This is a genomic window from Streptosporangium sp. NPDC050148, from assembly GCF_055586505.1.
Genome location: NZ_JBVJIA010000010.1, coordinates 243,534 through 268,691, shown reverse-complemented (window position 1 = coordinate 268,691; position 25,158 = coordinate 243,534). Strand labels below are relative to the sequence as shown.

The following is a 25,158-nucleotide window of genomic DNA, read 5'->3' as shown; positions in this document are numbered from 1 at the left end:
CCCGCCCGGTGGGCCGGACGGGCCGGACGGGCCGGGCGTGCCGGACGGGCCGGGTGCGCCGGTGGTAGGCATCGTCCTGATCTCGCACAGCGGGCCGCTGGCCGCCGAGGTCGCGCTGCTGGCCTCGCAGATCGGCGGCTCCGAGGTCCCGCTGGCCGCCGCCGGGGGTACCGAGGACGGTGGTCTCGGCACCTCCCCCGACCTGGTGGCGGCGGCGATCGAGACGGCCGACCGGGGGGACGGGGTGATCCTCATCCCGGACCTGGGCAGCTCGGTGCTCACCGCCCGGCTCTTCGCGGACGAGCGGGTGGTGATCGCCGACGTGCCGTTCGTGGAGGGGGCGATCTCGGCCGTCGTGTCCGCGGGCACGGGCGCCGCCCTGCCCGAGGTGCTCGCGGCGGCCGAGGAGGCTCGGACCTTCCGCAAGCTCTGACGGCCCGGCCCCTCGCCTCCGCGGAGGTCGAGGGCACCGGGCCGTACGGAAGCGACGGCCGGACCGGGCCGGACCGGGCCGTCCGGGCGCTAGCGGGTGGCCAGCAGGCCCTCCAGCAGGCCCAGGACGGCCTGGATCGGCGGGGGCGTGGTGCCGAACTCCACGTCGGTGCCGCTGACGGAGTCCATCACGGTGACCGAGTTCAGCGGCAGCCCCCAGCGCTCGCCGCCGTCGTGGCCCACCCCGACCTCGATACCGGCGAAGGTGACGTACTCCCAGTTCTTGAGCTCCCGGCGCAGTGCCTCGTGGCCGCGCGAGGTCGCCCACTCGGCGGTGGCCGTCAGGATCCCGCCGAGCGTGTTCTCGCGCTCCTTGAGGTCGCCGGACTGGAGTTCCTCGATCTGGCGGTCCAGCTCGGCGCGCTGGGCGAGAAGTGCATTGAGATCGGTCATAGGGGGCCTTTCAGAGGAGCCGTGAGGGTATGCGGGGAGGCGATGGTCTCCACGGGCGTGTCCACGCGAGGATCGGGCCGTCCCCCGGCCGGAGGATCCCGCCGCGCTGCGTGACCTGCCGATCGGCCGTACCGATCACCGGAGAGGACATTGCCGTCATGCGTCACATAATGGTGCCGTACGACCAGGCCCGCCGTCGATCCGCAAAAGTGGCGTCCTCACCGCTCAGAGGCCTCGGCCCCCGGAAACGCCCGGCGCGCCCGGCCGGGACGTCCCCTCAGGCGAGACCGCCTCCATCACCCCTCGTGCGCCGCTGCGCCCAGCCGGCCACCAGACCGGCGACGAACATGACGGCAGCGATGATCAGCAGCCATTTCAGGGCCTTGACCACGATGGCGATCGCCCCGAGGACGATCGCGCCCAGCATGAGCAGCAGGACCCACACCACGTCGGGCCTCCTCGGTTCGGTTGGGGATCCCTGTGAGCATTCCCCTTCCGGGCCGGTTTCACGCGGTCGTCCGCCATGTCCGGATCATGGCACGGGCCGGACTTCGCCAGGACCGGCCGGTCCGCCGGTCACGGGGGTGAGCCCGCCGGTCACGGGGTGAGGACGATCCGGCCGCCGACACCGCCCTTCTCCAGCAGCTCGTGCGCCTCGCGCGAGCGCTCCAGTGGGAGCGTGTGCGCGACCCGGAGGGTGAGGACGCCGTCGTCGACGTACCCGGCCAGCTCGGCGAGCCGGTTCCCGTCGGCGAGGACCTCCTGCACGACGACACGGGTGCCCCGGATCGGGGGCGGCGCGAACGGGGCGACGAGCGCGACGAAGACGCCGCCGCCGCGCAGCGCCTGGTGCGCCGTGATGCCGAGGATCGCGGCGTCGATCACCGCGTCCACACCGCCGGGGACGATCCCGCGCACCGCGGGCCCGAGGTCGTCGGAGGAGGTGACGACCTCGTCGGCGCCCAGGGCGCGGACCCGGCCGGCGTCGTGCGGGCGGGCGAGCGCGATCGTCCGCAGCCCGCGCAGCGCCGCGAGCTGGAGCGCGAAGCCGCCGACGCCACCGGAGGCGCCGGTGACCAGGAGCGTCGAGCCCGGTTCCAGGCCGGCCAGGTCGAGGGCGCGGTCCGCGGTCAGCGCGTTCAGCGGGAGGGTGGCCGCGTCCGTGAGCGGGACGGACACCGGGGCGGGCGCCAAGGCCTGCTCGTCCAGCACCACGTACCCGGCGTGCGCGCCCCCGGCGAACAGCAGGTCCCGCAGCCCGACGACCGGGTCCCCCATCCGGAAGCGGGTGGCTCCCGGCCCGGTGGCGTCGACGTGCCCGGCGACGTCCCAGCCGAGCCCGAACCGGGGCATCGGCGGCATCAGGCCCGCGGCGATGAGGCGTCCCGCGCGGGCGGACAGGTCGATGGGGTTGAGCGAGGAGGCCTCGACCCGCACCAGCACCTGACGCGGCCCGGGCTCGGGAATCGCGCCCTCGGCCAGTTCGAGGACCTCCGGGCCCCCGGGCGTGCGGACGACGATCGATGTCATGGAGTTGTTCACGGAATGAACGCTAGGCAGCGGTGGTTGGCCCCGGGAAGAAGGCACTTGCGAGTGCCTGGAGTACCCGGAGGAACCCACCGTGACCCTGAGCGCCGCGCAGAAGCGCGAGATCACACGGCAGGAGTACAACGCCGACCTCGCCGAGTGCCCGGGGCACGAGGTGCTCGCGACGCTGAGCGACAAGTGGATGACGCTGATCGTCGACGCGCTGGCCGACGGACCGCTCCGGCACGCCGAGCTCGCGCGGACCGTCGTCGGGGCCAGCCGGAAGATGCTCACCCAGACCCTGCGCAAGCTCGAACGCGACGGCCTGGTCGGCCGCACCGTCACCGCCTCGATCCCGCCGCGCGTCGACTACGAGCTCACCCCGCTGGGCCGCAGCCTGCTCCCGATCCAGCGGGCCATCAAGACCTGGGCGGAGACCCACATCGAGGCCGTCCACCGCGCCCGCGACCTCTACGACACGGCCGAGGAGCAGGACCCGCCGCGGGCCACGCCCCGCCCCTGACCGCCGGGGCGGAGTCCGGCTCGGCCATCGCCGCTGCCGCGGCTCGGGCGGGGATAGCAGACCCTCTGTACGGCTCGCCTGTCGATGTTCCGCGCCTGATCCCGGCATCCGGCACGGTTCGGCCCGGAACCGCGGCCATCGGCACGCGTCGGGCCGGTGTGGACGTGCTCCACGGCACCGTCGTCGATCCCGGCCCCCGGAGGAGTCCGGCGAACGACCTCCGGCCGACTACGACGGTGTGACGCACCTGATCGCCGCCGCGATGAAGTTGTCGGCGTCGGCTCGGACTGTGGGGACGGGGACGACGACCGGCTCCGGGATACACGCCGGATCCGCGCGGCCTCTAGGCTTTGCCCGTGAAGACGGACGACTTGACCGGGCGCATCGGCGCCAGTGTCGCGGTCCTGATCGGGGACGTGGCTCTGTTGACGGCTGCGGGGTTCGCCATCGACCGGGCACGCAACCGGGGCGTGCTGTGCGACGGCGCCACCGTGCTCTGCTCGGGCGGAGACCCCTCTCCCGCGCAGTGGCAGGCGGAGATGGCCTTTCGCTCCACCGTCGCCTACGGCTCCTTCGCAGTCGTGGCCCTGATCTTGATCGTTACCGTGGTTGCCGCCTGGCGGCGCCGACGTAACGGCATCGTGGTCGTGCAGCTCATCGCCTTCGCGGCCGTGGCGGTGCTCGGCGCTCTGTGGGAGCCGTACGTTGCGCAGCACTGACAGGTCTCTGCCCTGAAGACCGGTACTCAGCAGAGCCTCATCACGCTGCCGCGCAGGGCACACGCGGGGCACGTCACAACGGAATCGCCCGCGACTCGATGAGACCCGGAGGGACGAGGAACCCGGGTCAGACGCGGTTCACGACGGGTCTCCGCGGGCCGGAGACCCGTCCTTCCTACTTGTAGCGGAAGTAGACGAAGAGCCGGCCGTGGTTCTTGGCGTCCTTGTCGATGCGGTGGTAGAGGGCCTTGATCTCCTTCTGCTCCAGGAAACGCAGGACCTTCTTCTTGAGCTGGCCCGAGCCCTTGCCGGGGATGATCTCGACCTCGGTGGCCTTCTTCCTGATGGCCTCGTCGATGACGCCCCGCAACGCCTTGTCGATCTCCCCGCCCCGGTTGTAGATGGGGTGCAGATCCAGCTTGAGCTTCACACCGTCCCCTTCACCGCCAGGCCCGGGGGCCGGACGTGACACCGATGCCGGCGGAAGACCGGCGCCCTCCAGGGTACGGCCTGCGAGCCGTCACGGACAGGTGGCGTACGGCCCGCGAGACCGGCGCGGGCGGAGGCGGACCCGCGGGCACGACGTGGACGACGTAGACGGCGCGGACGGCGCGGACGGCGCTGCGGGCCTTCCCGGTCGCCGTGGACCGTGCGTCCGCCAAGGACGGGAACGTGGAACCCGGCCGAAATCGCGGTACAGGCGCACGCTCGGACAAAAGCGACACAAAAGGCTCTCATCAAGCCCGAACACGTTCTCCCGGAACCCCGCAGGAGTCTGCACTGAAATCTGACTAATTAATTCGTTGATTGTGTCAATTTCACGATCTAGGCAAATAAATCCTCTCTGGTTAGGCTCCCTCTGATGATCGGCCGCTCCTCGTGGGCGGCCGGTCGCGTCACCCGACGGGGAGGGTCGAGGCCTTGCCAGGCATGCCCTGCCCCGGGCACGCGGGTGACCGTCCCCCCTCCCTGCCGCGTGAGCTGTTCACGTTCCAACAGGGAGGTCCGTTGACCAGGAAGCCCCACTTACCGAGGATCAGGCGCGTGGCGGTGCTCGCCGCCGGCGTCGGGCTCGTCGCGGCGATGGCGCCGCCGGCGAACGCCGATCCCACCCCCACCCCCACGCCGTCCACCAAGTGGACGGCGACCCCCCTGACCGGGGGTGAGCCGGTACAGGGCGCGAAGTCCCCGACCGGCAGGCTCGCCCGGAGTGACGAGGGGCTGCTGAAGTCCACCTCGGGCGCCACGGTCAACGTGATGGTGAAGCTCGACTACGACTCCTTCGCCGCCTACCAGGGTGGCCTGAAGGGGCTTCCGGCGACGAGCCCGGCCAAGACCGGGAGGGCACTCGACGTCAAGAGCGGCGACGCCAAGAAGTACCAGAAGCACATCGAGGACGTGGAGAACGGCTTCCTGGCCGCGCTGGCGAGGAACGTTCCCACGGCCAAGGCGGGCCAGAAGCTGCGGACCGTCTACGGCGGCATCGCGCTGCGCCTGCCCGCCAACAAGGCGGCGGCCCTGCTCAGGCTTCCCGGTGTGGCCGCGGTCCAGGAGGACAAGCCCGAGCAGCTGCTGACCGACTCCAGCCCGGAGTTCATCGGCGCGCCCTCGATCTACAACAAGCTGGGCGGCAGCTCCTCGTCCGGCAAGGGCGTGGTCGTCGGCATCCTGGACTCCGGTGCCTGGCCGGAGCACCCCCAGTTCGCCGACCCGGGCACGCTGCCCGCCGTGCCTCCGACCAAGGACGGCACCCCGCGCGTCTGCGACTTCGGCGACAACCCGCTGACCCCCGCGGCCGACCCGTTCACCTGTAACCGGAAGGTCATCGGCGGCGCGCCGTTCCTGGAGACCTACAACGCGATCTACCCCGGCGAGGTCTACCCCGACAGCGCCCGCGACTCCAACGGCCACGGCACCCACACCGCGACCACCTCGGCGGGCGGCCCGGTGGCCGACGCCAACCCGCTGGGCATCAGCCGCGGACCGATCCACGGCATCGCCCCGGCGGCGCACGTGTCGGTCTACAAGGTCTGCGGCGTCGAGGGCTGCTTCCCCTCCGACTCCGCCCAGGCGGTCGGCCGGGCCATCCTCGACGGCGTCCGCGTGATCAACTTCTCGATCTCCGGCGGCACCTCCCCCTACAGCGACCCGGTGGAGCTGGCCTTCCTGGACGCGTACGCGGCGGGCGTGCTCGTGTCGGCCTCGGCGGGCAACGCCGGGCCGGGCGCGGCGACGGTCAACCACGTCTCCCCGTGGGTGACGACGGTGGCCGCCTCCACCCAGACCAGGACCTTCCAGTCGACCATCACGCTGGCCGGTTCCGGCGGCGCGACGGCCACGCTCAAGGGCGCCTCCATCACGCCCGGCCTGCCCACGCCGCTGCCGCTGGTGCTCGCCTCGGCGCCGCCGTACTCCGACCCGCTCTGTGAGGCCCCGGCGCCCGCCGGGCTGTTCACCGGGAAGATCGTCGTCTGCGAGCGCGGCCCCGGCCGGGTCATGAAGGGCTACAACGTCAAGCAGGGCGGCGCGGCCGGCATGATCCTGTACAACTCCAGCCCGCTCGACGTGATGACCGACAACCACTGGCTCCCGTCGGTGCACATCGACAAGCCCGAGGGGGACGCGCTGCTGGCGTTCCTGACGGCCAACCCCGGAGCGACGGCCTCGTTCACCCAGGGCACCAAGACGACCTGGCAGGGCGACGCGATCACCACGTTCTCCTCCCGCGGCCCCGGCGGCGACTTCCTCAAGCCGGACGTCACCGCTCCCGGCCTGCACATCCTGGCCGGTCAGACGCCGACGCTGGAGGACCCGGCCGGTGGCCCGCAGGGCAACCTGTACCAGGCCATCTCCGGGACCTCGATGTCGTCGCCGCACGTCGCGGGCTCGGCGGCGCTGCTGTTCGCGCTGCACCCGGACTGGACCCCCGGCCAGGTGAAGTCCGCGCTGGAGACGACGGCCAAGACCTCGGTCACCAAGCAGGACCGCGTCACCCCGGCCGACCCGTTCGACACCGGCGGCGGCCGCATCGACCTGACCAAGGCCGGCGACCCCGGCCTCACCCTGGACGAGACCGGCGCGAACTTCGCGGCCTCGGCCGCCGACCCGCTGAACCGCATCGACCTGAACCTGCCGTCGGTGAACGCCCCGATCATGCCGGGTCTCATCACCGCCGAGCGGAAGGTCACCAACGTCACGGACAAGACGCTCATCTTCACGGCCACGGGCAAGACCGTCAGCGGCGCCAACATCACGGTGCTGCCGCCGCTGCTGAGCGTGAAGCCGGGCAAGACCGCCACGTTCAAGGTGGTCATCACCGCTCCGGACCTGCCCGAGGGCCAGTACTTCGGCCAGGTGGACCTCAAGCAGGTCGGCGGCTCCCGCAAACTGCACCTGCCGGTCGCGTTCTTCCGCAAGGAGGGCGCCATCCCGGTGGACCAGACCTGCGTCCCGGCCACCATCGCGCGCAACACCGGCGAGTCCACCTGCACGGTCACCGTGAAGAACGAGACCCTCGAGGACGCCGAGGTCACCGCGGTCAGCACGCTGGACTCCAAGCTGCGGCTGAACTCGGTCACCGGCGCCGCCAAGATCGGCACCCAGATCGCGACGGCCAAGACCACCCTGGCGGCCAGGCAGCCGGACAGGCCGGGCATCGCCCCGGGCACCGGCCCCGCACCGTACCTGCCCCTCGACGCCTTCGGCATCGCCCCGACGCCGATCGGTGATGAGCAGGCGCTCAACTTCACCGTTCCCGCCTTCCAGTACGCGGGCAGGACCTACACCAGGATCGGCGTCGTCTCCAACGGGTACACGATCGCCGGAGGCAGCGCGGGAGCGACCGACATCTCGTTCCAGCCGCAGACCCTCCCCGATCCGGCGCCCCCGAACAACGTGCTGGCCCCGTACTGGACCGACCTGGACGGCACCGGCACGCCGGGCGTCTACGTCGGGACCCTCACCGACGGCGTGAGCGACTGGCTCGTCGTCGAGTGGCGGGTCAACCCGTACGGCACCACCGACACCAAGGTGTTCCAGCAGTGGATCGGGCTCAACGGGACCGAGGACATCACCTACACCTACGACCCGGAGAACCTGCCCGGTGACCCCCCGGCGGGCTACGGCCTGACCGTGGGCGCCGAGAACGCCGAAGGCACGGCCGGCGGCCAGATCAGCGGCCCGCCGACCCAGGACCTCCGGGTGACCAGCACGCCCGGCGCTCCGGGCGGCACCCTGAGCTACACGATGAAGATCAAGGGCGTCAGTCCCGGGGCCGGGACGGTGACGACGGGCACGTCGACACCGCAGGTCAAGGGCGTGACCATCGAGGTCGACAGGATCACCGTGCAGTAGGGGCGGAGCAGCACGTGCGACGGGCCCGGCGCGAGGCGCCGGGCCCGTTCGTCGTCTCCGTGCCCCCGGCGGCCTTGCGGGCCTTGCCGCGGACCGGCCAGGGGCCCTCGTGGACCGCTCGCGGGCCCGTCCCGGCCGGCCGTGCCCGGGACGGGCGCTACGGGCCGCGGGATCAGTGCTGGAGGTAGTCGACCAGGTAGGCCTTCTCGCTCTCCAGGGCCTCGATCGAGCTCTTGACCACGTCGCCGATGCTCACGATCCCGGCCAGCCGGCCGGAGTCGACGACCGGCACGTGCCGGATGCGGTGCGTGGTCATGGTCTGGCGCAGGTCCTCGACGTCGGCGTCCGGAGGGCAGGTACGGACCTCGGTCGTCATGATGGACGAGACCGCGTCGTCCAGCACGCCCGCGCCGCGGTCGTGCAGCCGCCGCACCACGTCGCGCTCGGAGACGATGCCGGCGATCGACTCGCCGTCCTCGGACACCACCACGGCGCCGATGTTGTTCCCTGCCAGAACGGCCAGGAGCTCTGTGACCGTCGCGTCCGGGCGCACGGTCGCCACCTGCGTCCCCTTGCCTTGCAGAATCGTACCGATCAGCATCGACACCACCTCGGTTCGCCTGGCGCGGGTATCCCTTTCCTTTGCCCGATCGGGCCTCGGGCTAAGCGTCCGAAGGAGCAAAGGGTGTGATTGTTACGTTACGGGTAGCAGCCGTACCGCGTCGAGGGCCAGGGTGAGCTCCACGATGTCCAGCGGGCGTGCCAGCGAGCGCCCGGTGAGCTGCTCGATGCGGCGGATGCGGTTGAAGACCGTGTTGCGGTGGCAGTAGAGCTGCCCGGCCGCGCGCATGGCCGAGCCCTCGCAGCGCAGCCACGCCTCCAGGGTGCCGAGCAGCACCTCGCGGTCGGCCTGGTCGAGGGCGAGGATGGGGCTGAGCACGGCCCCGCTGAGATGGCCGGCGAGCTCGGGCTGGCTGACCACGAGCGCGGCGGGCAGCCGGTCCTCCAGCCGGGCGATCTCCGGGCCGTCGCCCACGCAGGTCCGCAGGGCCAGCTCGGCGAGCCGCCGGGCGCGGCCCAGCTCGGCCAGCCCCTCGACGACCGGGCTGATCCCGGCGCAGCCGGTGACGTGCGGGCGCAGCTCTCCGGCCAGGTCGTCCATGCCTGCCTCGTGCAGCAGCACCACCGAGACCTCGTAGTCGGGGCGCATCCGCCACAGCAGCCGCATCGTGCCCAGCGAGGTCGGCCGAGGCTCGTCGTCGCCGTGGTCGTGCCGGCCGGGCAGCCGGGTGATGACGACGGCGTACCGGCCCAGCTCGGGCAGGTCGAGCGCGGCGGCGGCGCTGCGGACCAGGGCGGCGTCGGCCCGGTCCTCCAGGAGCGCGTCCAGCAGGGACTGGACCCTTTCGGCTGTGCGGCCGAACATCTCGGCCTCCCGTCTTCGATAGGCCTCGGCGGCGGCGATGGCCTGCCGGTCGATGGCGTGCCAGACCTTGGTGGCGCTGCGGATGAGCACGGGCAGGCTGTCGGAGTCCTCTTCGGCGACGACGTCGATGAGTCCGTCCCACATCACCTGCGCCGAGAGGCGGTAGCTGCGCAGCAGTGAGTCCATGGGCAGGCCCTGCTCGGCCCTGCGGCGGGCGGTCTTCTCCGCCTGGGGCAGGTCGCGCCGTTCCGGCCTGGGGAGCAGAATGGCTCCGATGCCGTCGCGCATCGCCTCGTACACGCTCTGCCAGTGGTCGTCGGTCGGTACCATCCGGCGATAGGCCTCGTCGGTGTCGCGGATCTTGGCGACGAGTTCGTCGGTCAGCTCGGGAAGTCTCAGCAGCAGCCTGCGAGCGGCCAGCCGCATGATCCTGCGTACTTCGTCGTCGGTGACGGGCCGGGTCCCCATCCGGTGATGGTGTCAGCAGAACACGTACGGAACAAGGTTCTGTTCTGTTTCGTGATGAGGGGTTGTGCCGGTGCACAACCCGCACCCGTCCGGCCTGGGCGCCCGCCCCGACTTCACGCCCGCCTCTGGACGCCGGTGAACCGCCTCGGTTGGGTGCGTTCATCGGCTGTCAGGAGGCAGAACATGGACGTGCACGACCCTCGCCCGCCCGGGGACTCCGGGCTGGTCGTCAGGGATCTGGCGGTGAGCTACGGCCCGGTCCTTGCCCTGCGGGGTGTCTCGCTGGACGTCCCGCGCGGCTCGGTCGTCGCGGTGCTCGGCGGCAACGGCGCGGGGAAGTCCACCCTGCTGCGCGCGGTGTCGGGCACCCTGAGGTTCCACCGGGGCGGGATCACCTCCGGCGAGATCGCCTTCGGCGGGAAGCGCCTGTCCGGGGCCGCCACCTCGGCGGTGGTGGCCGGCGGCGTCGTACAGGTCCCCGAGGGACGGCGGGTGTTCGCCCGGATGACCGTGGAGGAGAACCTGCGGGCCGGCGCGCTCGGCGCTCCCGACCGGCGCGCCGCGGCCGAGGCCAGGCGGGAGGTGCTCACGCTCTTCCCGGTCCTGGCCGAGCGCGCCGGGCAGCGCGCCGGGCTGCTGTCCGGCGGCGAGCAGCAGATGCTCGCCATCGGCCGGGCGCTGATGGCCTCCCCCAGGATGCTCCTGCTGGACGAGCCCACCCTCGGCCTGGCCCCGATGATGGCCGCCCGGATCGCCGACACCGTCCGTGAGATCAACGCCCGGGGCACCACGGTCCTGCTGGTCGAGCAGAACGCCGCGATGGCCCTGACGCTCGCCTCGCACGCCTACGTGCTGGAGGTGGGCGAGGTGGTGCTCTCCGGACCGGCCGCCGAGCTCGCCGCCAGCGACGAGGTGCGCCGCCGCTACCTGGGCATCGAGGACGCCCCCGAGGACCTGCCCGCGACCGGCCGGGCCGCCGCGTCGTCCCGCCCGGTCCTGGCGAGGTGGTCGTCGTGACCGAGGCGACCGGGACGGGCGGGGGAACCGGCGTGAGCACGACATACCAACCAGGCGGTATGGAGGACTCCGTCCCCCGGCTGGAGGTCCGCGACGTCACGGTGCGGTTCGCCGGGCTCACCGCGCTGGACGCGGTCGGCTTCACCGTCGAGCCGGGCAGCGTGCACGCGGTGATCGGGCCCAACGGGGCGGGCAAGTCGACCTGCTTCAACGTGCTGTCGGGCGTCTACCGCGCCACCTCGGGCAGCGTGCGGTTCGGCGACGCCGAGCTGACCGCGCTGGCCCCGCACCGTATCGCCGCCCTGGGCGTGGCGCGCACCTTCCAGAACATCGCGCTCTCCGCGCACCTGTCGGTACGCGACAACCTCATGCTCGGCCGTCACCGGCTGACCCGCGCCGGGTTCGTCTCGGCCGGGCTGCGGCTGCCGTCGGCCCGCCGCGAGGCCGCCGCGCACGGCGAACGGGTGACCGAGATCGCCACGTTCGTCGGGCTCGCCGAGCGGCTCGCCACCCCGGTAGGGCTCCTGCCGTACGGGGTGCAGAAACGCGTGGAGCTGGCCCGGGCCCTGTGCATGGAGCCGCGGCTGCTGCTGCTGGACGAGCCGGTGGCCGGGATGAACGGCGGCGAGCGGCGCGACATGGCCGAGCTGATCATGGCGGTGCGCGAGAGCCTCGGCATCTCGATCCTGCTGGTCGAGCACGACATGGGGATGGTCATGCGGCTCGCCGACGCGGTGACCGTCCTGGACTTCGGCAGGCGCATCGCCGACGGGACGCCCGCCGAGGTGCAGAACGACCCCGGCGTCGTCCGCGCCTACCTGGGCGCGGCGGCCGAGAGCGTCACCATCGACGGCATCGACGGCGCGGACGGGACCGGAGGGGTCACTTCATGATCACTTTTCTTGAGCTCCTGGTGAACGGGATCTCCGTCGGGGCCGTCTACGCGCTCATCGCCCTGGGCTTCGTCATCATCTTCAAGGCGACCGAGGTGGTGAACTTCGCGCACGCCTCGCTGCTGCTGGTCGGCGGCTTCGTGGTCGCCAAGCTGCACCCGTCGGTCGGCTTCTGGGCGGCCCTGGCGCTGGGCGTCACCGTGGCGGCCGTGGTGGGCGCGCTGATCGAGTTCCTCATCATCCGCCGGGCGAACGTCACCTCGCACAGCGTCCTGGCGATCGTGACGATCGGCGTCGACATCGTGCTCGTCACCGAGCTGACCCGGCGGATCGGCACCGACGTGCTCGCCCTGGGCGACCCGTGGCGCGACCGGGTGCTGCACCTGGGGGAGGTCAGCGTCGCGCAGACCCGGGTGGTCGCCCTGGGAGTGGCCGCCGCCCTGATAACCGCGTTCCTGCTGGCCTTCAAGTACACCAACTGGGGCATCGCCATGCGGGCCACCGCCGAGGACTCCGAGACCGCCGCGCTGATGGGCGTGCGGCGCGGGCGGGTCTCGATGGGGGCCTGGGCCGTGGCGGGTGCGCTCGCCGCGGTCGCCGCGCTCTTCCTGTGCGTCTTCCCCACCCCCGGGCTGGACCGCAGCACCACGTTCGCGGCGATGAAGGCGTTCCCCGCGGCGATCCTCGGCGGCCTGGATTCCACCACCGGGGCACTGGCCGGCGGGCTCATCATCGGCGTCACCGAGGCCATGATGAGCGGCTACCAGAACGACCTGGCCTTCCTGGGACGGGGCATCGGCGACGTCGCCCCGTTCCTCGTGATGATCGTGGTCCTGCTCATCCGCCCCGCGGGGCTGTTCGGGACGAGGGAGCTGGCGCGTGTCTAAGAAGGTCATCCTCGCCTGCGTCGCGCTGGCCGCGGTGGCGGTCGCCGTGCCGTTCTACCTGGAGGGCTTCTGGCTGCAGGCCGGTCTCTTCGCGATGTCGGCCGCGATCGGGGCGATCGGCATCAACCTGCTGACGGGTGCCACCGGCCAGCTGTCCATGGGCCACGCGTTCTTCCTCGCGGTCGGCGCGTACGCCTACGTCTACTTCTCCTCCGAGCCCGAGGGCGGCGCGCACGCCCTCGGCGGCCTGGGCCTGCCCACCCCCCTGGCCGCGCTGCTCGCGGTGGTGGCCGCGGGCGCGGCCGGCGGGCTGTTCAGCCCCATCGCCGGCCGCCTGAAGGGCGCCTACCTGGGCATCGCGACCCTGGCGCTGATCTTCGTCGGCCAGCACGTGCTGTTCAACGCCGAACCCGTGACGGGCGGCTACAACGGGCGCCCGGTGCCGCCGATGGAGCTGTTCGGGCTCGTCTTCGCCGACACCCCCGAGCTGGTGATCGCCCAGGTGCCGTTCGGGGCGCTGGAACGGCTCTGGTTCCTGGGGCTGGTCCTGCTGACCGGCGCGGCGCTGTTCGCCCGCGGCGTGCTGCGCGGCAGGCCCGGACGGGCCATGAACACCATCCGCGACCACGAGATCGCCGCCGGGGTGATGGGCGTGCCGGTGGCGCGCTACCGCGCCGGGGTGTTCGTGCTCTCCTCGATGTACGCCGGGCTGGCCGGGGTGCTGGTCGCCCTGGTCTTCCAGCGGACCGTACCGGACTACTTCGGCCTGCTGCTCTCCCTCGACTACCTCGCGATGATCATCATCGGCGGGCTCGGCTCCGTCGCGGGCGCGGTCATCGGCGCCTTCTTCATCTCGATGCTCCCGCAGGTGCTCAGCCGCTACAGCGACGCCCTGCCGCTGGTGGCCGAGCCCGGATCCGGTGGGGTCTCCCCCGCCGAGGCGGCCCGCATCCTGTACGGCGCCGCCGTCGTCGTCATCGTGCTCTTCCTGCCCGGCGGGCTGCTCGGCCTCGCCAGGCGGGCCGGTCTCGCCCTGCGAGGGCGGGCCGGCACCGCCGCACCCGCGAGGCAGGCCCCGCTGTCCCCCTCTCCCGCCCCGTCCCCCGACCCAAGGAACTGATCACATGCGAAACTCGAGAACCCCGGTCCGGCGCATGGCGGCGCTCGCCGTCCTGGCCCTGGCCGTCACCGCGTGCGCCAGCGAGAAGGCCACCGGGGGCAGCGGGGGCGCCGCCCCCTCCGCCGTCGGGGGGGACGGTGTGAAGACCGGTCCCGGCGTCACCGCGGACAAGATCACTCTCGGTCTGATGACCGACCTCACCGGCCCGTACGCCTCGTTCGGCAAGAGCCTGACCCAGTCCCAGCAGCTGTACTTCGAGCAGGCGAACGCGGCCGGGGGCGTGTGCGGGCGGCAGCTGGAGGCCCTGGTGCGCGACCACGGCTACGACGCGCAGAAGGCGGTCGCGACCTACACCGAGATCGCCCCCCGGACGGTGGCGCTGGCCCACGTCGTGGGCTCGCCGATGGTCAACGCCATCAAGCAGCGCCTCGAGGCCGACCAGATGCTCACCATCCCGCAGGCCTGGGCGACCGCGCTGCTGGGCAGCAAGCCGATCCAGGTCACCGGGACGACGTACGACATCGACATGATCAACGCGGTCGACTTCCTGACCAAGGAGAAGGGCGTCAAGTCCGGGGACAAGATCGGCCACCTGTACTTCGAGGGCGACTACGGCGAGAGCGCGCTGAACGGGTCCAAGTTCGCCACCGGCAAGCTCGGGCTCACCCTGGTGGAGCAGAAGATCAAGGCCACCGACCAGGACATGAGCGCCCAGGTCGCGGCGTTCAAGGCCGAGGGCGTCAAGGCCATCCTGGTCTCGGTCGGGCCCCGGCAGACCGCCTCGCTCGTCGGCGTCTCGCTGGCCAAGGGCATGGACGTGCCGTTCGTCGGCAGCAACTCGGCCTACTCCCCGCAGCTGCTGCCCACCCCGGCCGGGCCCGCGCTGCTGAAGGACTTCTACTTCATGACCGCGGGCACGCCGATCAGCGCCGACAACGCCGCCATGAAGAAGCTGGCCGCCGACTACGCCGCGAAGTACCCCGACACCGCGATCGACAGCGGCGTGGCCGCCGGTTACTCGTCGGCGGCGATCGTGGTCGACGCGCTCAGGAAGGCCTGCGAGAACAAGGACCTGAGCCGGGCCGGCGTGGTGGCCGCGCACCGCAGCCAGTCGGCCTGGGGCGAGGAGTTCGGCGCCGTGATGGACTTCACCTCGTTCGACAGGCCCGCCTCGCTGCTGTCGTACGTCGTCAAGCCGGACAAGGAGGCCCTGGGCGGCGCGAAGATCTTCAAGGAGGCCGCCACCTCCGACCTGGCCAAGGAGTACCAGGTCCCGGTCGGCTGACCGGCGGGCCCCGGACCGGGCCTCGGCCGGGCACCGATCGGACCGGCCGATCAGGCCGTCGGACGGGCACCGGCCGGGCACGGTTCCGGGTACGGATCGGGGAACGGGCCGTCCGGTACGGATCGGGGAACGGGCCGCGCCGCGGTCGTGCATCACCGGGGATGCGCGGCCGTGGCGCTCCGGTTAGCGTGGGCGGCACACGCAGACCTTCGCTCCCGGGGACAAAATGACCCAAAAGCTCAATATCGGTAGCCACGACCTGCCGGTCTCCGACGCACTCGCCGCGTTCATGACGACCGGCTGGGCCGACACCCACCGCGACGACCTGGCGCCGCTTCCGCAGGTCTCCTACACCGCCAAGCGCCGCGCCGCGCTCGCCGCCCGGTTCCCCGGCGAACAGCTCGTCATCCCCTCCGGCACGCTCACGACGCGCAGCAACGACTCCGACCACCGGTTCCGGGCGCACACCGCGTTCGCCTATCTCACCGGCGGCCAGGAGCCCGACGACGTGCTGGTCGTCGAACCCTCCGGGGAGGCCGTGCTGTTCCTGCGCCCCCGCTCGCCGCGCTCGGCGCCCGGCGAGGCCGGCCAGGAGTTCTACCGCGACCGCCGCTACGGCGAGTTCTGGGTGGGACGGCGTCCCGACCTGGCGGAGGCCGAGGCGCTCCTGCAGATCGCCTGCGCGCCGATCGACCGGCTGGACGACCTGCTCGGCGGGCCCGCGCGAGTGCTGCGCGGGGTGGACGCCTCGGTCGACAGGCGCGTCGCCCCCCACGACGGGGACGCCGAACTGGAGACGTTCCTGTCCGAGATGCGGCTGATCAAGGACGAGTGGGAGATCGCCGAGCTCCGGTTCGCGGTGGAGGCGACCGTCCGGGGGTTCGAGGACGTGGCACGGGCGCTGCCCGCGGCCCTGGAGCACCGGCGCGGCGAACGCTACCTGGAGGGGGTCTTCGGGCTCCGTTCCCGCCTGGAGGGCAACGCGGTCGGCTACGACAGCATCGTGGCCTCCGGCGCGAACGCGTGCGTGCTGCACTGGATCCGCAACGACGGGCGGCTGAACGAGAACGAGCTGCTGCTCCTGGACGCGGGCGTGGAGACCGACCACCTCTACACCGCCGACATCACCAGGACCCTGCCGCTGTCCGGCCGCTTCGACCCGGTCCAGCGCCAGGTCTACGAGCTGGTCTACCGGGCCCAGGAGGCGGCGATCGCCACCCTGCGGCCCGGCGCGCGCTTCCGCGACTTCCACCGCGCGGCCATGCGGGTCATCGCGGAGGGACTGCACGACTGGGGCGTGCTGAAGATCAGCGCGGACGAGGCCATGGAACCCGGCAGCGGCCTGTACCGGCGCTACACGCTGTGCAGCAGCGGCCACATGCTCGGGATGGACGTGCACGACTGCGCCAGGGCCCGCTCCGAGGTCTACCTGGACGGCGTACTGGAGGAGGGGCAGGTGCTGACCGTCGAACCCGGCCTCTACCTACAGCCCGACGACCTGACGCTCCCGCCGGAACTGCGCGGCATCGGGGTGCGCATCGAGGACGACCTCGTCATCACCGCCGACGGGGCCCACATGTTGTCCTCGGGTCTTCCCCGGCACCCGGACGAGATCGAGAAATGGTTGTGTTGATGGCGCGGTTGATGGCGACGCTTCGCGTCGCGGTGAGGCCGCTCTTATCCGGTGACTTCCCTCGTCGCTCATCCGCTTCGCTCCTTCGCTCCTCAGTCCAGTCACCGGCGCGGCCTCACGGGCCGGTCCGTGGTCGGAGGCGCGGGGTCCGCGGGGGCGTCGCCGCTCTCCAGGTCGTCCCGCCCTCCCCGCCCGTCACGGCCGGCACCCGGGCGGTCGCGCGTCCCCGAGCGGTCTCCGGCGTCCGGGTTCTCCCGGGCGCCCAGGCCGGGGGTGGGGTCCAGGAACACCTGCACGATCTGCGGGAAGTGTTCCCTGAGCGTGCCCTCCACCCGGTCGGCGGCCCGTTCCAGGCTCGCCCCGGTGGCCTCGTCCACGAAGTCGATCCGGGCCGCGACCAGGATCTCCCCCGGGCCCATCATCATGGTCAGCAGCTCCACCACGTTCTCGACCTCGGGCATGGACCGGATCTCCTCACCGATCCGCTCGGCGATCGACGCGGGCGCGGCCTGGCCGATCAGCAGCGAGACGTTGGTCCGGATCAGGTTGATCGCGACCCACAGGAGCAGCAGGCCGATCAGCACGGAGGCGACGCCGTCCCAGACGGACGAGCCGGTCAGCTCGGCGGCCAGCAGGCCCGCCCCGGCGATCAGCAGCCCGGCCAGGGCCGCGGCGTCCTCGAAGAGCACGGCCTTCAGCGCGGTGTCGGAGGTCTTCGTGACGTACCGCCGGGGGCTCACCTCGTACCGGCGGGCCTGGCCGCGCACCTGCGCCAGGGCCCGCAGGAACGACACCCCCTCGATCAGGAACGAGACCGCGAGGACCACGTACGAGATCGTCAGATCGCTGAGCCTCTCGCCCGCGCCGATCTCGTGCACGCCGTGGGTGATGGAGAACCCGGCCCCGCCGACGAGGGTGGCGAAGGCCGCCATCAGCCCCCAGAAGAACCCGGCCCTGCCGTGCCCGAACGGGTGCCGCGCGTCGGCGGGCTGACCGCCCCTGCGCACCGCGACGTACAGCAGCACCTCGGTGAGGGTGTCGGCGGCGGAGTGCGCGGCCTCGGACAGCATCGCCGAGGAGCCGCTGATCAGCCCGGCGACCAGTTTGGCGACGGCGATCGCCAGGTTGGCCAGGCCCGCCACGACCACCGTGATCAGGCTCTCCGACGCCGCCCCGCCCCCGGTCCCCCCTCCGGTCTCGGCCCCGGCACCCGTACCCGCCGCGTTCTCCCCCATGCGGTCACCCTACGTGCGCCCGCTGACCCGTCCGGCGGCGGTGCCGTGAACCACCGCGGGACGCCATACGTATCCGTACATGACACGAAACGAGCGGGCAGGCAGAGCCGTGGGATCCGGTGATCCACGACATGATCGACGCCGGAACACCATGTCGGCGACCACGAAAGATCGGCATCCTGTGAGGTAGATTCTGATCTATGACCGTGAAGCAAGCCTCATCCGGCGAGCGGAGTGGTCGGCCGGGGGATGAGACCACCGAGAGCACCGGGGCCGGTGAGGCCACCGGCGCCACGGGAGCGGTGGACGAGAGGGGTGAACGACCGGTGGACGGTGAGGAGACCCACTGGCTCTCCCCGATCGAGCAGGGGGCATGGCGCGCCCATCTGGCCGCCCACAAACTTCTCGAACACCGCCTCGACCGGGAGTTACAGCCCTTCGGGCTCTCCTTGAACGACTACGAGATCCTGGTGAACCTGTCGGAGATCGCCGACCGCCGCATGCGGATGAGCGACCTGGCCGAGGCCACGATCCAGTCCCGCAGCCGGCTGTCGCACCAGATCTCGCGGATGGAGAGCGCCGGCCTGGTCGCCAGGGAGACGTGCGCCGACGACCGGCGCGGCACCTTCGCCGTGCTCACCGAACACGGCTGGGCCACCATCCAGAAGGTCGCGCCGCACCACGTCGGCAGCGTGCGCCGGCACTTCATCGACCTGCTCACCGACGATCAGCTCATCGAGCTGGAGACGGCGTACGCCCCCGTGGTCAAGCACCTCAAGGGCATTCGCTGACGCGAAACCGATACCCCCCGTTCTCCACGAGTAGACCGGGGGATGGCTACGATCCGGCCATGCCTGCTCGCCGGATCCTCATCGCCGCGGTGATCGCCGCGCTCTCCCTGATCACCGCATGCAGCGGGGGAGGCGGAGCCGGCGCCACGGCCGCGCCCCTTCCCAGCGGTACCGAACTGGTCAAGAAGTCCGCGGAGGCGGCACGCGCCGCGAAGTCCGTCACCTTTTCGATGGAGACCGAGGGCACCCCGCCGGTACAGGTCAAGAAGGCCTCCGGCCGCCTCACGGGGACCGGTGACGCGGACGGCACCCTCCAGGTCGACGTGCTGGGCACGCTGCAGGAGATCAGCTTCGTGCTGCTCGGGGAGACCGTCCACTTCAAGGGCGCGACCGGCGGCTTCCAGAAGATGTCACGGAGCCAGCTGGCGGCGATCTACGACCCGTCGGCCATCCTCGACCCCGACCGGGGCGTGGTGCAGCTCCTGGGCACCGCGCAGAACCCGAAGACGCAGGCGGCCGAGACCCTGGACGGCGCCGACGTCTACCGGGTGACGGCCACCCTCTCCAAGCAGGTGCTCGCCACGATGGTGCCCGGCATCGCGCAGAACGTCGACGCGACGCTGTGGATGGACCGGGCCACCGCCCGGCTGATCAAGGCGGACCTGCCGCTGACCGGCGGCAAGGTGATCGTGGGCTTCGGCGACTACGACGTACCGGTCGAGATCACCGCCCCGGCGGGGTGACGGTGTCCCACCTCGCCCCCGGGGCCCCCGGGGACCGTCGCCCGGACCCCGGCTCCCCCGGCTCCCCCGAGGGTTCCCTCACCGGCTCCGCCCTGTCCGGGGGTGGCGCCGACGGTTCCGGGAGTGGCTCCCCCACCTCCCCGGCCCCCCTGGGCCGTGGCTCCGCGGCCAGGCGGCGGGTCGCCCTCGGCGTCGGCGGCACCGCCGTCCTGCTGGCCGCCCTGGACGCGTACGTCGTGGTCACCGTCCTCGTCGACATCGCCAGGGACGTCGACGTCCCGCTCAACCACCTGGAGCGGGCCACCCCGATCGTCACCGGCTTCCTGCTCGGCTACATCGCGGCCATGCCGCTGCTCGGCCGGCTCTCCGACCGGTACGGCAGGCGCCCCCTCATCCAGCTCTGTCTGGCCGGTTTCGCCGTGGGCTCGGTCGTCACCGCGCTGGGCGAGACCGTGCCCTGGCTGGTCGCGGGACGGGCCCTGCAGGGCGTCGCGGGCGGCGCGCTGCTGCCGATCACCATGGCCCTGATCGGGGACCTGTGGGAGGAGGACGAGCGTCCGGTGGCGCTCGGCGCGGTGGGCTCGGCCCAGGAGCTCGGCAGCGTGCTGGGCCCGCTGTACGGCGCCGCGCTGGCCGCGCTGGTCCCGGCCACCCTCCAGCTCGGCGGCGTGCAGCTCGGCGGCTGGCGGTCGATCTTCTGGCTGAACCTTCCGCTGGTGGCCCTGGCCGCGATCGCCGTGCAGCGGTCGGTACCGCCGCCCGCCTGCGACCGGGCCCGCCACGGCCACGGCGCTGACCAGGCCGAGCGCGTCGACGTCGTCGGCGGCCTGCTGCTGGCGCTCGCGCTGGGCCTGCTGGTGGTCGGGCTGTACAACCCCGACCCGGGCGGGGCCGTCCTTCCGCCGTGGGGCCTGCCCGCCATCGCCGCCGGGGTGGTGTCCGGTGCCGCGTTCGCCGTCTGGGAGGCGCGCGCCAGGACCCGGCTGATCGACCTGACCGGGGCGCTGCGCCGCCCGTTCTTCGCCACGCTCGGGGTCGCCTTCGTGACCGGCGCGGCGCTGCTGGTCACCCTGGTCGACGTACAGCTGTCGGCGCAGACGCTGCTGAACCTGCCGGCCCTGGACGGCGCCCTGGTGCTCTCGCGCTTCCTGGTCGCGCTCTCCGTGGCCGCGGTGGCGGGCGGGTTCCTCTCCCGCCGGTACGGCGAGCGCGCGGTGTGCGTGGCGGGGCTCGCGGTGGCCGCGGCCGGGTACGTGCGGATCGGCCAGTGGCCGCTGGACCTGGCCTCGGCCGGGTACCGGATGGACGTCGACCTCGTCGTCGCCGGTCTGGGCCTCGGCCTGGTGATCGCGCCGATCTCCTCGGCGGTGCTGCGCGTCGTCCCCGCCGCCCAGCACGGGGTGTCCTCGGCCGCGGTGGTCGTGGCCAGGATGATGGGCATGCTGCTCGGTGTCGCGGCCCTGTCCGCCTGGGGTTTCCACCGCTTCCAGTCCCTCACCGCCGACCTGGACACCCCCCTGCCGTTCGGGGTGGACGCGGCCGTGTACGCCACCCGGCTGGCCGAGTACCAGGCGGCGATCAAGGCGGCGCTGCACACCGAGTACAGCGAGATCTTCCTGATCACCGCCGTCCTGTGCGGGGTGGGCGCGCTGACCGCGCTGCTGCTGCCCGGCTCCGGTCCGGTGCGCGAGACCCCCGGAAGGTAAGCCCCGCCCCGCTGGAGTTCACCGGACGCCGGAGTCCACCGGACGATGGACCTGCGGACGACCGGAGGGCGGGCGACCGGCACTCGCGGATCACCCGGAGACGAACGAACGACCCGGCACGGGCCGGGTCGTTCGTTCGTTCGCGGGATCGCCCCCCGGAGGGGACTACTTCCGCTTGCCCTGCGGCTGGCGCTTCTCGCGGATCTTCATCGTCACCTCGATGGGCGAGCCGGCGAAGCCGAACTCCTCGCGGATCCGGCGCTCGATGAAGCGGCGGTAGGTCTCCTCCAGGAAGCCCGAGGTGAACAGCACGAACTTCGGCGGCTCCGTCGACGCCTGGGTGGCGAAGAGGATCTTGGGCTGCTTGCCGCTGCGGACCGGCGGCGGGGTGGCCGCCACCAGGTCGGTCAGGAAGGCGTTCAGGCGGGCCGTGGGCACCCGGGTCGACCAGGAGTCCAGCGCCTTCTCGATCGCCGGGACGAGCCGGTCGACGTGCCAGCCGTTCTTGGCGGAGATGTTGACCCGCAACGCCCACGGTACGCGGACGAGCTGGCGGTCGATCTCCTTCTCCAGGTAGTAGCGGCGGTCCTCGTCCAGCAGGTCCCACTTGTTGAACGCCACCACCATGCACCGGCCGGACTCGATCACCAGCGAGATGATCCGCAGGTCCTGCTCGGTCAGCACCTCGCTGGCGTCGATGAGCACCACCGCGATCTCCGAGCGTTCCAGGGCCCCCCGGGTGCGCATGCTCGCGTAGAAGTCGGCGCCCTTGAGCTCGCGGTCGCGCCGCCGGATGCCGGCGGTGTCGATGAACCGCCAGGTCTTGCCGCCGAGCTCGATCAGCTCGTCGACCGGGTCGCGGGTGGTGCCCGCCATGGGGTCGACCAGCACCCGCTCGGAGCCTGCCAGCTTGTTCAGCAGCGAGGACTTGCCCACGTTCGGCTTGCCGACCAGGGCGACCCTGCGCGGGCCGCGTTCGGCGCCGAAGCGCTGCTCCGGCGTCTCGGGCAGCTTCTCCAGGATCACGTCCAGCAGGTCACCGCTGGAACGGCCGTGCAGCGCCGAGACCGGCTGCGGCTCGCCCAGGCCCAGGGACCAGAGACCGGCGGCCTCCAGCTCCATCTGCTGGTTGTCGACCTTGTTGGCGGCGAGGATGACCGGCTTGCCGGACCCGCGCAGCACGTGGCCGACGATCTCGTCCGCGTCGGTCACGCCCACGACGGCGTCCACCACGAACAGGATCACGTCGGCCAGCTCGGCCGCCACCTGCGCCTGCTCGGCGATCTTCAGCGCCATGCCGGTCGCGTCCGGGTCCCAGCCTCCGGTGTCGACCACCGTGAAGCGGCGTCCCCGCCAGGTGGCGTCGTAGGTGACACGGTCGCGGGTCACCCCCGGCACGTCCTCCACGACCGCCTCGCGGCGGCCGATGATCCGGTTGACCAGGGTGGACTTGCCCACGTTGGGGCGGCCCACCACGGCCACGACCGGCTGCGGGGCGTTGTCGTACGCCTCGTCCCGGTCGCCCCCGTCGTTCGTCGAGCTGTCGTCGGTCCCCGGATCGGCGAGCTCCGCGTCGATCCAGCCGTTGTCGTCGTATTCCCCGGTCACGCCTTTTCCTTAATCACACGCAGTATTTCGGCGATGACCTCTTCGAGGTTCAGCGCCGTGGTGTCGAGCTCGACGGCGTCGTCCGCCTTGGCCAGCGGGGCCGTCGCGCGGGTCGAGTCGAGGGTGTCGCGGCGGGCCATCGCGGTCCGCTGCGCCTCCACCGTGGTGTCGTTCAGCTCCGCCGTACGGCGCAGCGCCCTGGCGTCCGCGCTCGCGGTCAGGTAGATCTTGACCGCGGCGTCGGGCGCCACGACCGTGCCGATGTCACGGCCCTCGACGACGATCCCGCCCGTGCCGATGATCTCACGCTGCTGGGCCACCAGGCGGCGCCGTACCTCCGGCACCGCGCTGACCGCCGAGACGGCCGCGGTGACCTCCGCGGTACGGATCGGCCCGGCGGCGTCGGCTCCGTCGACGGCCACCGCGGGGGCGTCCGGGTCGGTGCCCAGCGTGAGGACCGGGTCGAGCGCCCGCGCGGCGATCGCGCCGGGGTCGGCGAGGTCGACGCCCCGCTGGAGCATCCACCAGGTGATCGCCCGGTACATCGCACCGGTATCGAGATAACGCAGCCCAAGGGCCCGCGCCACCCCTCGTGACGCGCTCGACTTGCCCGATCCCGAAGGACCGTCCATGGCGACGACCAGTCCGGTCACGACGCCTCTCCCTTGCAGCCCGCTTCAGTTGTCCGTACGAGGCTACCGGGAGCCGGGAAGGAACCGCGCATCGAGCGTCCGCCCCCCCCCGTCCGGGGGCGGTGGCGGCCGGCCCTCGCAAAGCCGCCCCCGGGGAAACCCGAGCCCCCTCGCCGGAGGGCCCGAGCGGCCCTCAGGGCAGGTGCCAGCCGTGCTCGCGGAGGGCCTCGCTCAGCGTGGGCACCGCCTGGGGCTGCACCCAGAGCTCGGCCGCTCCCAGCGGCAGGCCGGGGGCGTGCTCCAGCCGCACGTCCTCGATGTTGACGCCCACCGCCTCGGCCACCTTGAAGAGCCTGGCCAGCTCACCGGGACGGTCACCGATGATCACCTGGACGGTGGAGTAGGCCCGCGGGGGGCCTCCGTGCTTGCCGGGGATGCGACCGGTGCCCGCGACGCCGCGGTGCAGCAGCTCGGTGACGGACGCCATGGCGGCGGGGTCGGCGGCCGACCGGAGCGAGGCCGCCGCGGCCGCCAGGTCGGCCGCCACCGCCTCCAGCACCTCGGCCACCGGCAGCGCGTTGCCCGACAGGATCCCGGTCCACAGGGCCGGGTCGCTCGCCGCGATCCGGGTCACGTCCCGTACCCCCGGCCCGGCCAGGCCGAGCGCGGCGGCCGGGGCGTCCGCGAGGCGGGCGGCCACCGCGGAGGCGGCCACGTGGGGGGCGTGCGAGACCACCGCGACGGCCCGGTCGTGCTCCTCGGCGCCGATCCTGACGGCCTCGCCGCCGCAGAGCTTGACGAGCCCGTGCATGATCTCCACCGCGTCGGCCGAGGCCTCCTCGGTCGGGCAGAGCGCCCAGGGGCGCCCGAGGAACAGATCGGCCCGCGCCGCGGCGGGCCCGGAGCGTTCGCGGCCGGCGAGCGGATGCCCGGCCACGTAGGTCGTCAGGTCGCATCCCAGCTCGGCCGCCCGGCCGAGCGGCAGCACCTTGACGCTGGCCACGTCGGTGTAGAACCGGGCCGCCTCGGCCTTCTGGAGGACGGCGAGCCGCTCCGCGACCGCGTGCGGCGGGATCGCGATGACCGCGACGTCCACCCGCGTCCCCTCGTCCCACTCCACGCCCGCGCCGAGCTCCCGTGCCAGCCGCAGGGACGCGGCGTCGCGGTCGGCCAGGTGGACGGTGACGCCATGCTCGCGCAGCGCCAGGGCGATCGAGGTGCCGATCAGCCCGGTACCGACGATCAGGACGCTCTCGAGACCGCTCACGCGCGCTCCTCGGGGGTGGTGACGACGTACGAGGAGGTCACTGGGCGATGTCCACGCGCAGGGCGACGGCCCCGCGCAGGTAGACGTGCTGGATCTCGTGGCGGGGGCGGTCGACGTCGACGTGGGCCATCAGCCGCACCACGCGGGGCAGCGAGCCCGGGACGTCGATCTCGGAGGCGCAGATCAGCGGGACGTCGTGGAAGCCGAGCTTGCGGGCGGCGAGGGCGGGGAACTCGGCGGTGAGGTCGGTCGTGGCCGTGAAGATGACGCTGATCACGTCGTCGGTGGTGAGCCTGTTCCGGCCCATCACCTCGGTGACAAGTTCGGTGACCCCGGACAGGATCTCGTCCCGGTCGTTGGCCTCGACCTGGATCGCACCGCGGATCGCCCGCACCATCGCCGTTCCTCCATATCGACCCACGCCGGACCACCCCGAGGGG

General features: G+C 72.3%; 24 protein-coding genes. 13 read left to right on the top strand and 11 right to left on the bottom strand.

Annotation, left to right across the window (positions count from 1 at the left end; all coding sequences use genetic code 11):
* The first annotated feature begins 61 nt into the window (after positions 1-61).
* Positions 62-433, top strand: coding sequence for a dihydroxyacetone kinase phosphoryl donor subunit DhaM (dhaM, locus tag ACZ6RT_RS14440; RefSeq protein WP_399191917.1), 372 nt, complete (start codon positions 62-64; stop codon positions 431-433).
* A gap of 89 nt (positions 434-522) precedes the next feature.
* Here dhaM and ACZ6RT_RS14435 read toward each other — a convergent pair whose 3' ends face one another.
* From ACZ6RT_RS14435 to ACZ6RT_RS14425, 3 genes are all read right to left on the bottom strand, one after another.
* Positions 523-885 carry a hypothetical protein gene (locus ACZ6RT_RS14435; protein WP_344904096.1) on the bottom strand — a complete coding sequence of 121 codons (363 nt, stop codon included), beginning with the start codon at positions 883-885 and terminating at the stop codon, positions 523-525.
* Positions 886-1,162: 277 nt separating this feature from the next.
* Positions 1,163-1,333, bottom strand: a complete 171-nt coding sequence (locus tag ACZ6RT_RS14430) for a hypothetical protein (protein ID WP_399191919.1) — start codon at positions 1,331-1,333, stop codon at positions 1,163-1,165.
* A gap of 149 nt (positions 1,334-1,482) precedes the next feature.
* Complete coding sequence (locus ACZ6RT_RS14425; protein ID WP_470153810.1) at positions 1,483-2,427, bottom strand: NADP-dependent oxidoreductase; 945 nt, start codon at positions 2,425-2,427, stop codon at positions 1,483-1,485.
* A 79-nt stretch (positions 2,428-2,506) separates the two neighbouring features.
* Here ACZ6RT_RS14425 and ACZ6RT_RS14420 point away from each other — a divergent pair, with 79 nt between their 5' ends.
* Positions 2,507-2,935 carry a winged helix-turn-helix transcriptional regulator gene (locus tag ACZ6RT_RS14420; RefSeq protein WP_470153809.1) on the top strand — a complete coding sequence of 143 codons (429 nt, stop codon included), beginning with the start codon at positions 2,507-2,509 and terminating at the stop codon, positions 2,933-2,935.
* A gap of 356 nt (positions 2,936-3,291) precedes the next feature.
* The gene (locus ACZ6RT_RS14415; protein ID WP_470153808.1) at positions 3,292-3,654 is read left to right on the top strand and encodes a hypothetical protein; all 363 of its coding nucleotides are present in this window, start codon (positions 3,292-3,294) and stop codon (positions 3,652-3,654) included.
* 175 nt (positions 3,655-3,829) lie between these two features.
* On the opposite strand, the gene ACZ6RT_RS14410 is transcribed toward ACZ6RT_RS14415, so the two are convergent.
* Positions 3,830-4,084: a Smr/MutS family protein gene (locus ACZ6RT_RS14410; protein ID WP_326638573.1), complete on the bottom strand. Its 255-nt coding sequence runs from the start codon at positions 4,082-4,084 to the stop codon at positions 3,830-3,832.
* Positions 4,085-4,698: 614 nt separating this feature from the next.
* Between ACZ6RT_RS14410 and ACZ6RT_RS14405 the strand changes: the two genes are divergently transcribed.
* A complete protein-coding gene (locus ACZ6RT_RS14405; protein ID WP_399191929.1) occupies positions 4,699-8,007 on the top strand; it encodes a S8 family serine peptidase in 3,309 nt (1,102 codons plus the stop codon).
* A 172-nt stretch (positions 8,008-8,179) separates the two neighbouring features.
* On the opposite strand, the gene ACZ6RT_RS14400 is transcribed toward ACZ6RT_RS14405, so the two are convergent.
* A complete protein-coding gene (locus tag ACZ6RT_RS14400; RefSeq protein WP_399191931.1) occupies positions 8,180-8,608 on the bottom strand; it encodes a CBS domain-containing protein in 429 nt (142 codons plus the stop codon).
* A 93-nt stretch (positions 8,609-8,701) separates the two neighbouring features.
* A complete protein-coding gene (locus ACZ6RT_RS14395) occupies positions 8,702-9,901 on the bottom strand; it encodes a PucR family transcriptional regulator (protein WP_344904129.1) in 1,200 nt (399 codons plus the stop codon).
* A gap of 183 nt (positions 9,902-10,084) precedes the next feature.
* Between ACZ6RT_RS14395 and ACZ6RT_RS14390 the strand changes: the two genes are divergently transcribed.
* The 6 genes from ACZ6RT_RS14390 to ACZ6RT_RS14365 all read left to right on the top strand — a co-directional run bounded on the left by ACZ6RT_RS14390 (position 10,085) and on the right by ACZ6RT_RS14365 (position 16,736).
* Positions 10,085-10,918: an ABC transporter ATP-binding protein gene (locus ACZ6RT_RS14390; RefSeq protein ID WP_470153807.1), complete on the top strand. Its 834-nt coding sequence runs from the start codon at positions 10,085-10,087 to the stop codon at positions 10,916-10,918.
* A 59-nt stretch (positions 10,919-10,977) separates the two neighbouring features.
* Entirely contained in the window at positions 10,978-11,811 is an 834-nt protein-coding gene (locus ACZ6RT_RS14385) for an ABC transporter ATP-binding protein (protein ID WP_470153825.1), read from the top strand.
* Positions 11,808-12,698: a branched-chain amino acid ABC transporter permease gene (locus ACZ6RT_RS14380; RefSeq protein ID WP_399191935.1), complete on the top strand. Its 891-nt coding sequence runs from the start codon at positions 11,808-11,810 to the stop codon at positions 12,696-12,698. The genes ACZ6RT_RS14385 and ACZ6RT_RS14380 overlap by 4 nt, the downstream gene beginning before the upstream one ends.
* Positions 12,691-13,818: a branched-chain amino acid ABC transporter permease gene (locus ACZ6RT_RS14375; protein ID WP_399191937.1), complete on the top strand. Its 1,128-nt coding sequence runs from the start codon at positions 12,691-12,693 to the stop codon at positions 13,816-13,818. The genes ACZ6RT_RS14380 and ACZ6RT_RS14375 overlap by 8 nt, the downstream gene beginning before the upstream one ends.
* A gap of 4 nt (positions 13,819-13,822) precedes the next feature.
* A complete protein-coding gene (locus ACZ6RT_RS14370) occupies positions 13,823-15,103 on the top strand; it encodes an ABC transporter substrate-binding protein (RefSeq protein WP_399191939.1) in 1,281 nt (426 codons plus the stop codon).
* 226 nt (positions 15,104-15,329) lie between these two features.
* Complete coding sequence (locus tag ACZ6RT_RS14365) at positions 15,330-16,736, top strand: aminopeptidase P family protein (RefSeq protein ID WP_470153806.1); 1,407 nt, start codon at positions 15,330-15,332, stop codon at positions 16,734-16,736.
* Positions 16,737-16,837: 101 nt separating this feature from the next.
* Here ACZ6RT_RS14365 and ACZ6RT_RS14360 read toward each other — a convergent pair whose 3' ends face one another.
* A complete protein-coding gene (locus ACZ6RT_RS14360) occupies positions 16,838-17,971 on the bottom strand; it encodes a cation diffusion facilitator family transporter (RefSeq protein ID WP_470153805.1) in 1,134 nt (377 codons plus the stop codon).
* Positions 17,972-18,171: 200 nt separating this feature from the next.
* Here ACZ6RT_RS14360 and ACZ6RT_RS14355 point away from each other — a divergent pair, with 200 nt between their 5' ends.
* From ACZ6RT_RS14355 to ACZ6RT_RS14345, 3 genes are read left to right on the top strand one after another with little or no spacing between them, the layout of a single operon-like run.
* Positions 18,172-18,762: a MarR family winged helix-turn-helix transcriptional regulator gene (locus ACZ6RT_RS14355; protein WP_399191945.1), complete on the top strand. Its 591-nt coding sequence runs from the start codon at positions 18,172-18,174 to the stop codon at positions 18,760-18,762.
* Between the two features lie 59 nt (positions 18,763-18,821).
* Positions 18,822-19,505: an LppX_LprAFG lipoprotein gene (locus ACZ6RT_RS14350; protein ID WP_399191947.1), complete on the top strand. Its 684-nt coding sequence runs from the start codon at positions 18,822-18,824 to the stop codon at positions 19,503-19,505.
* A 2-nt stretch (positions 19,506-19,507) separates the two neighbouring features.
* Positions 19,508-21,211: an MFS transporter gene (locus ACZ6RT_RS14345; protein ID WP_470153804.1), complete on the top strand. Its 1,704-nt coding sequence runs from the start codon at positions 19,508-19,510 to the stop codon at positions 21,209-21,211.
* 165 nt (positions 21,212-21,376) lie between these two features.
* Here the strand turns inward: ACZ6RT_RS14345 and der are convergent, their stop codons facing one another.
* The 4 genes from der to aroH form a co-directional block, all read right to left on the bottom strand.
* Complete coding sequence (der, locus tag ACZ6RT_RS14340) at positions 21,377-22,819, bottom strand: ribosome biogenesis GTPase Der (protein ID WP_470153803.1); 1,443 nt, start codon at positions 22,817-22,819, stop codon at positions 21,377-21,379.
* Positions 22,816-23,451, bottom strand: a complete 636-nt coding sequence (cmk, locus tag ACZ6RT_RS14335) for a (d)CMP kinase (RefSeq protein WP_399192269.1) — start codon at positions 23,449-23,451, stop codon at positions 22,816-22,818. Before cmk ends, der begins: the two co-directional genes overlap by 4 nt.
* A gap of 193 nt (positions 23,452-23,644) precedes the next feature.
* Positions 23,645-24,718, bottom strand: coding sequence for a prephenate dehydrogenase (locus ACZ6RT_RS14330; RefSeq protein ID WP_470153802.1), 1,074 nt, complete (start codon positions 24,716-24,718; stop codon positions 23,645-23,647).
* Positions 24,719-24,755: 37 nt separating this feature from the next.
* On the bottom strand, positions 24,756-25,115 hold the full coding sequence (gene aroH / locus ACZ6RT_RS14325; protein WP_344904173.1) for a chorismate mutase: 360 nt from the start codon (positions 25,113-25,115) through the stop codon (positions 24,756-24,758).
* Positions 25,116-25,158: the final 43 nt, after the last annotated feature.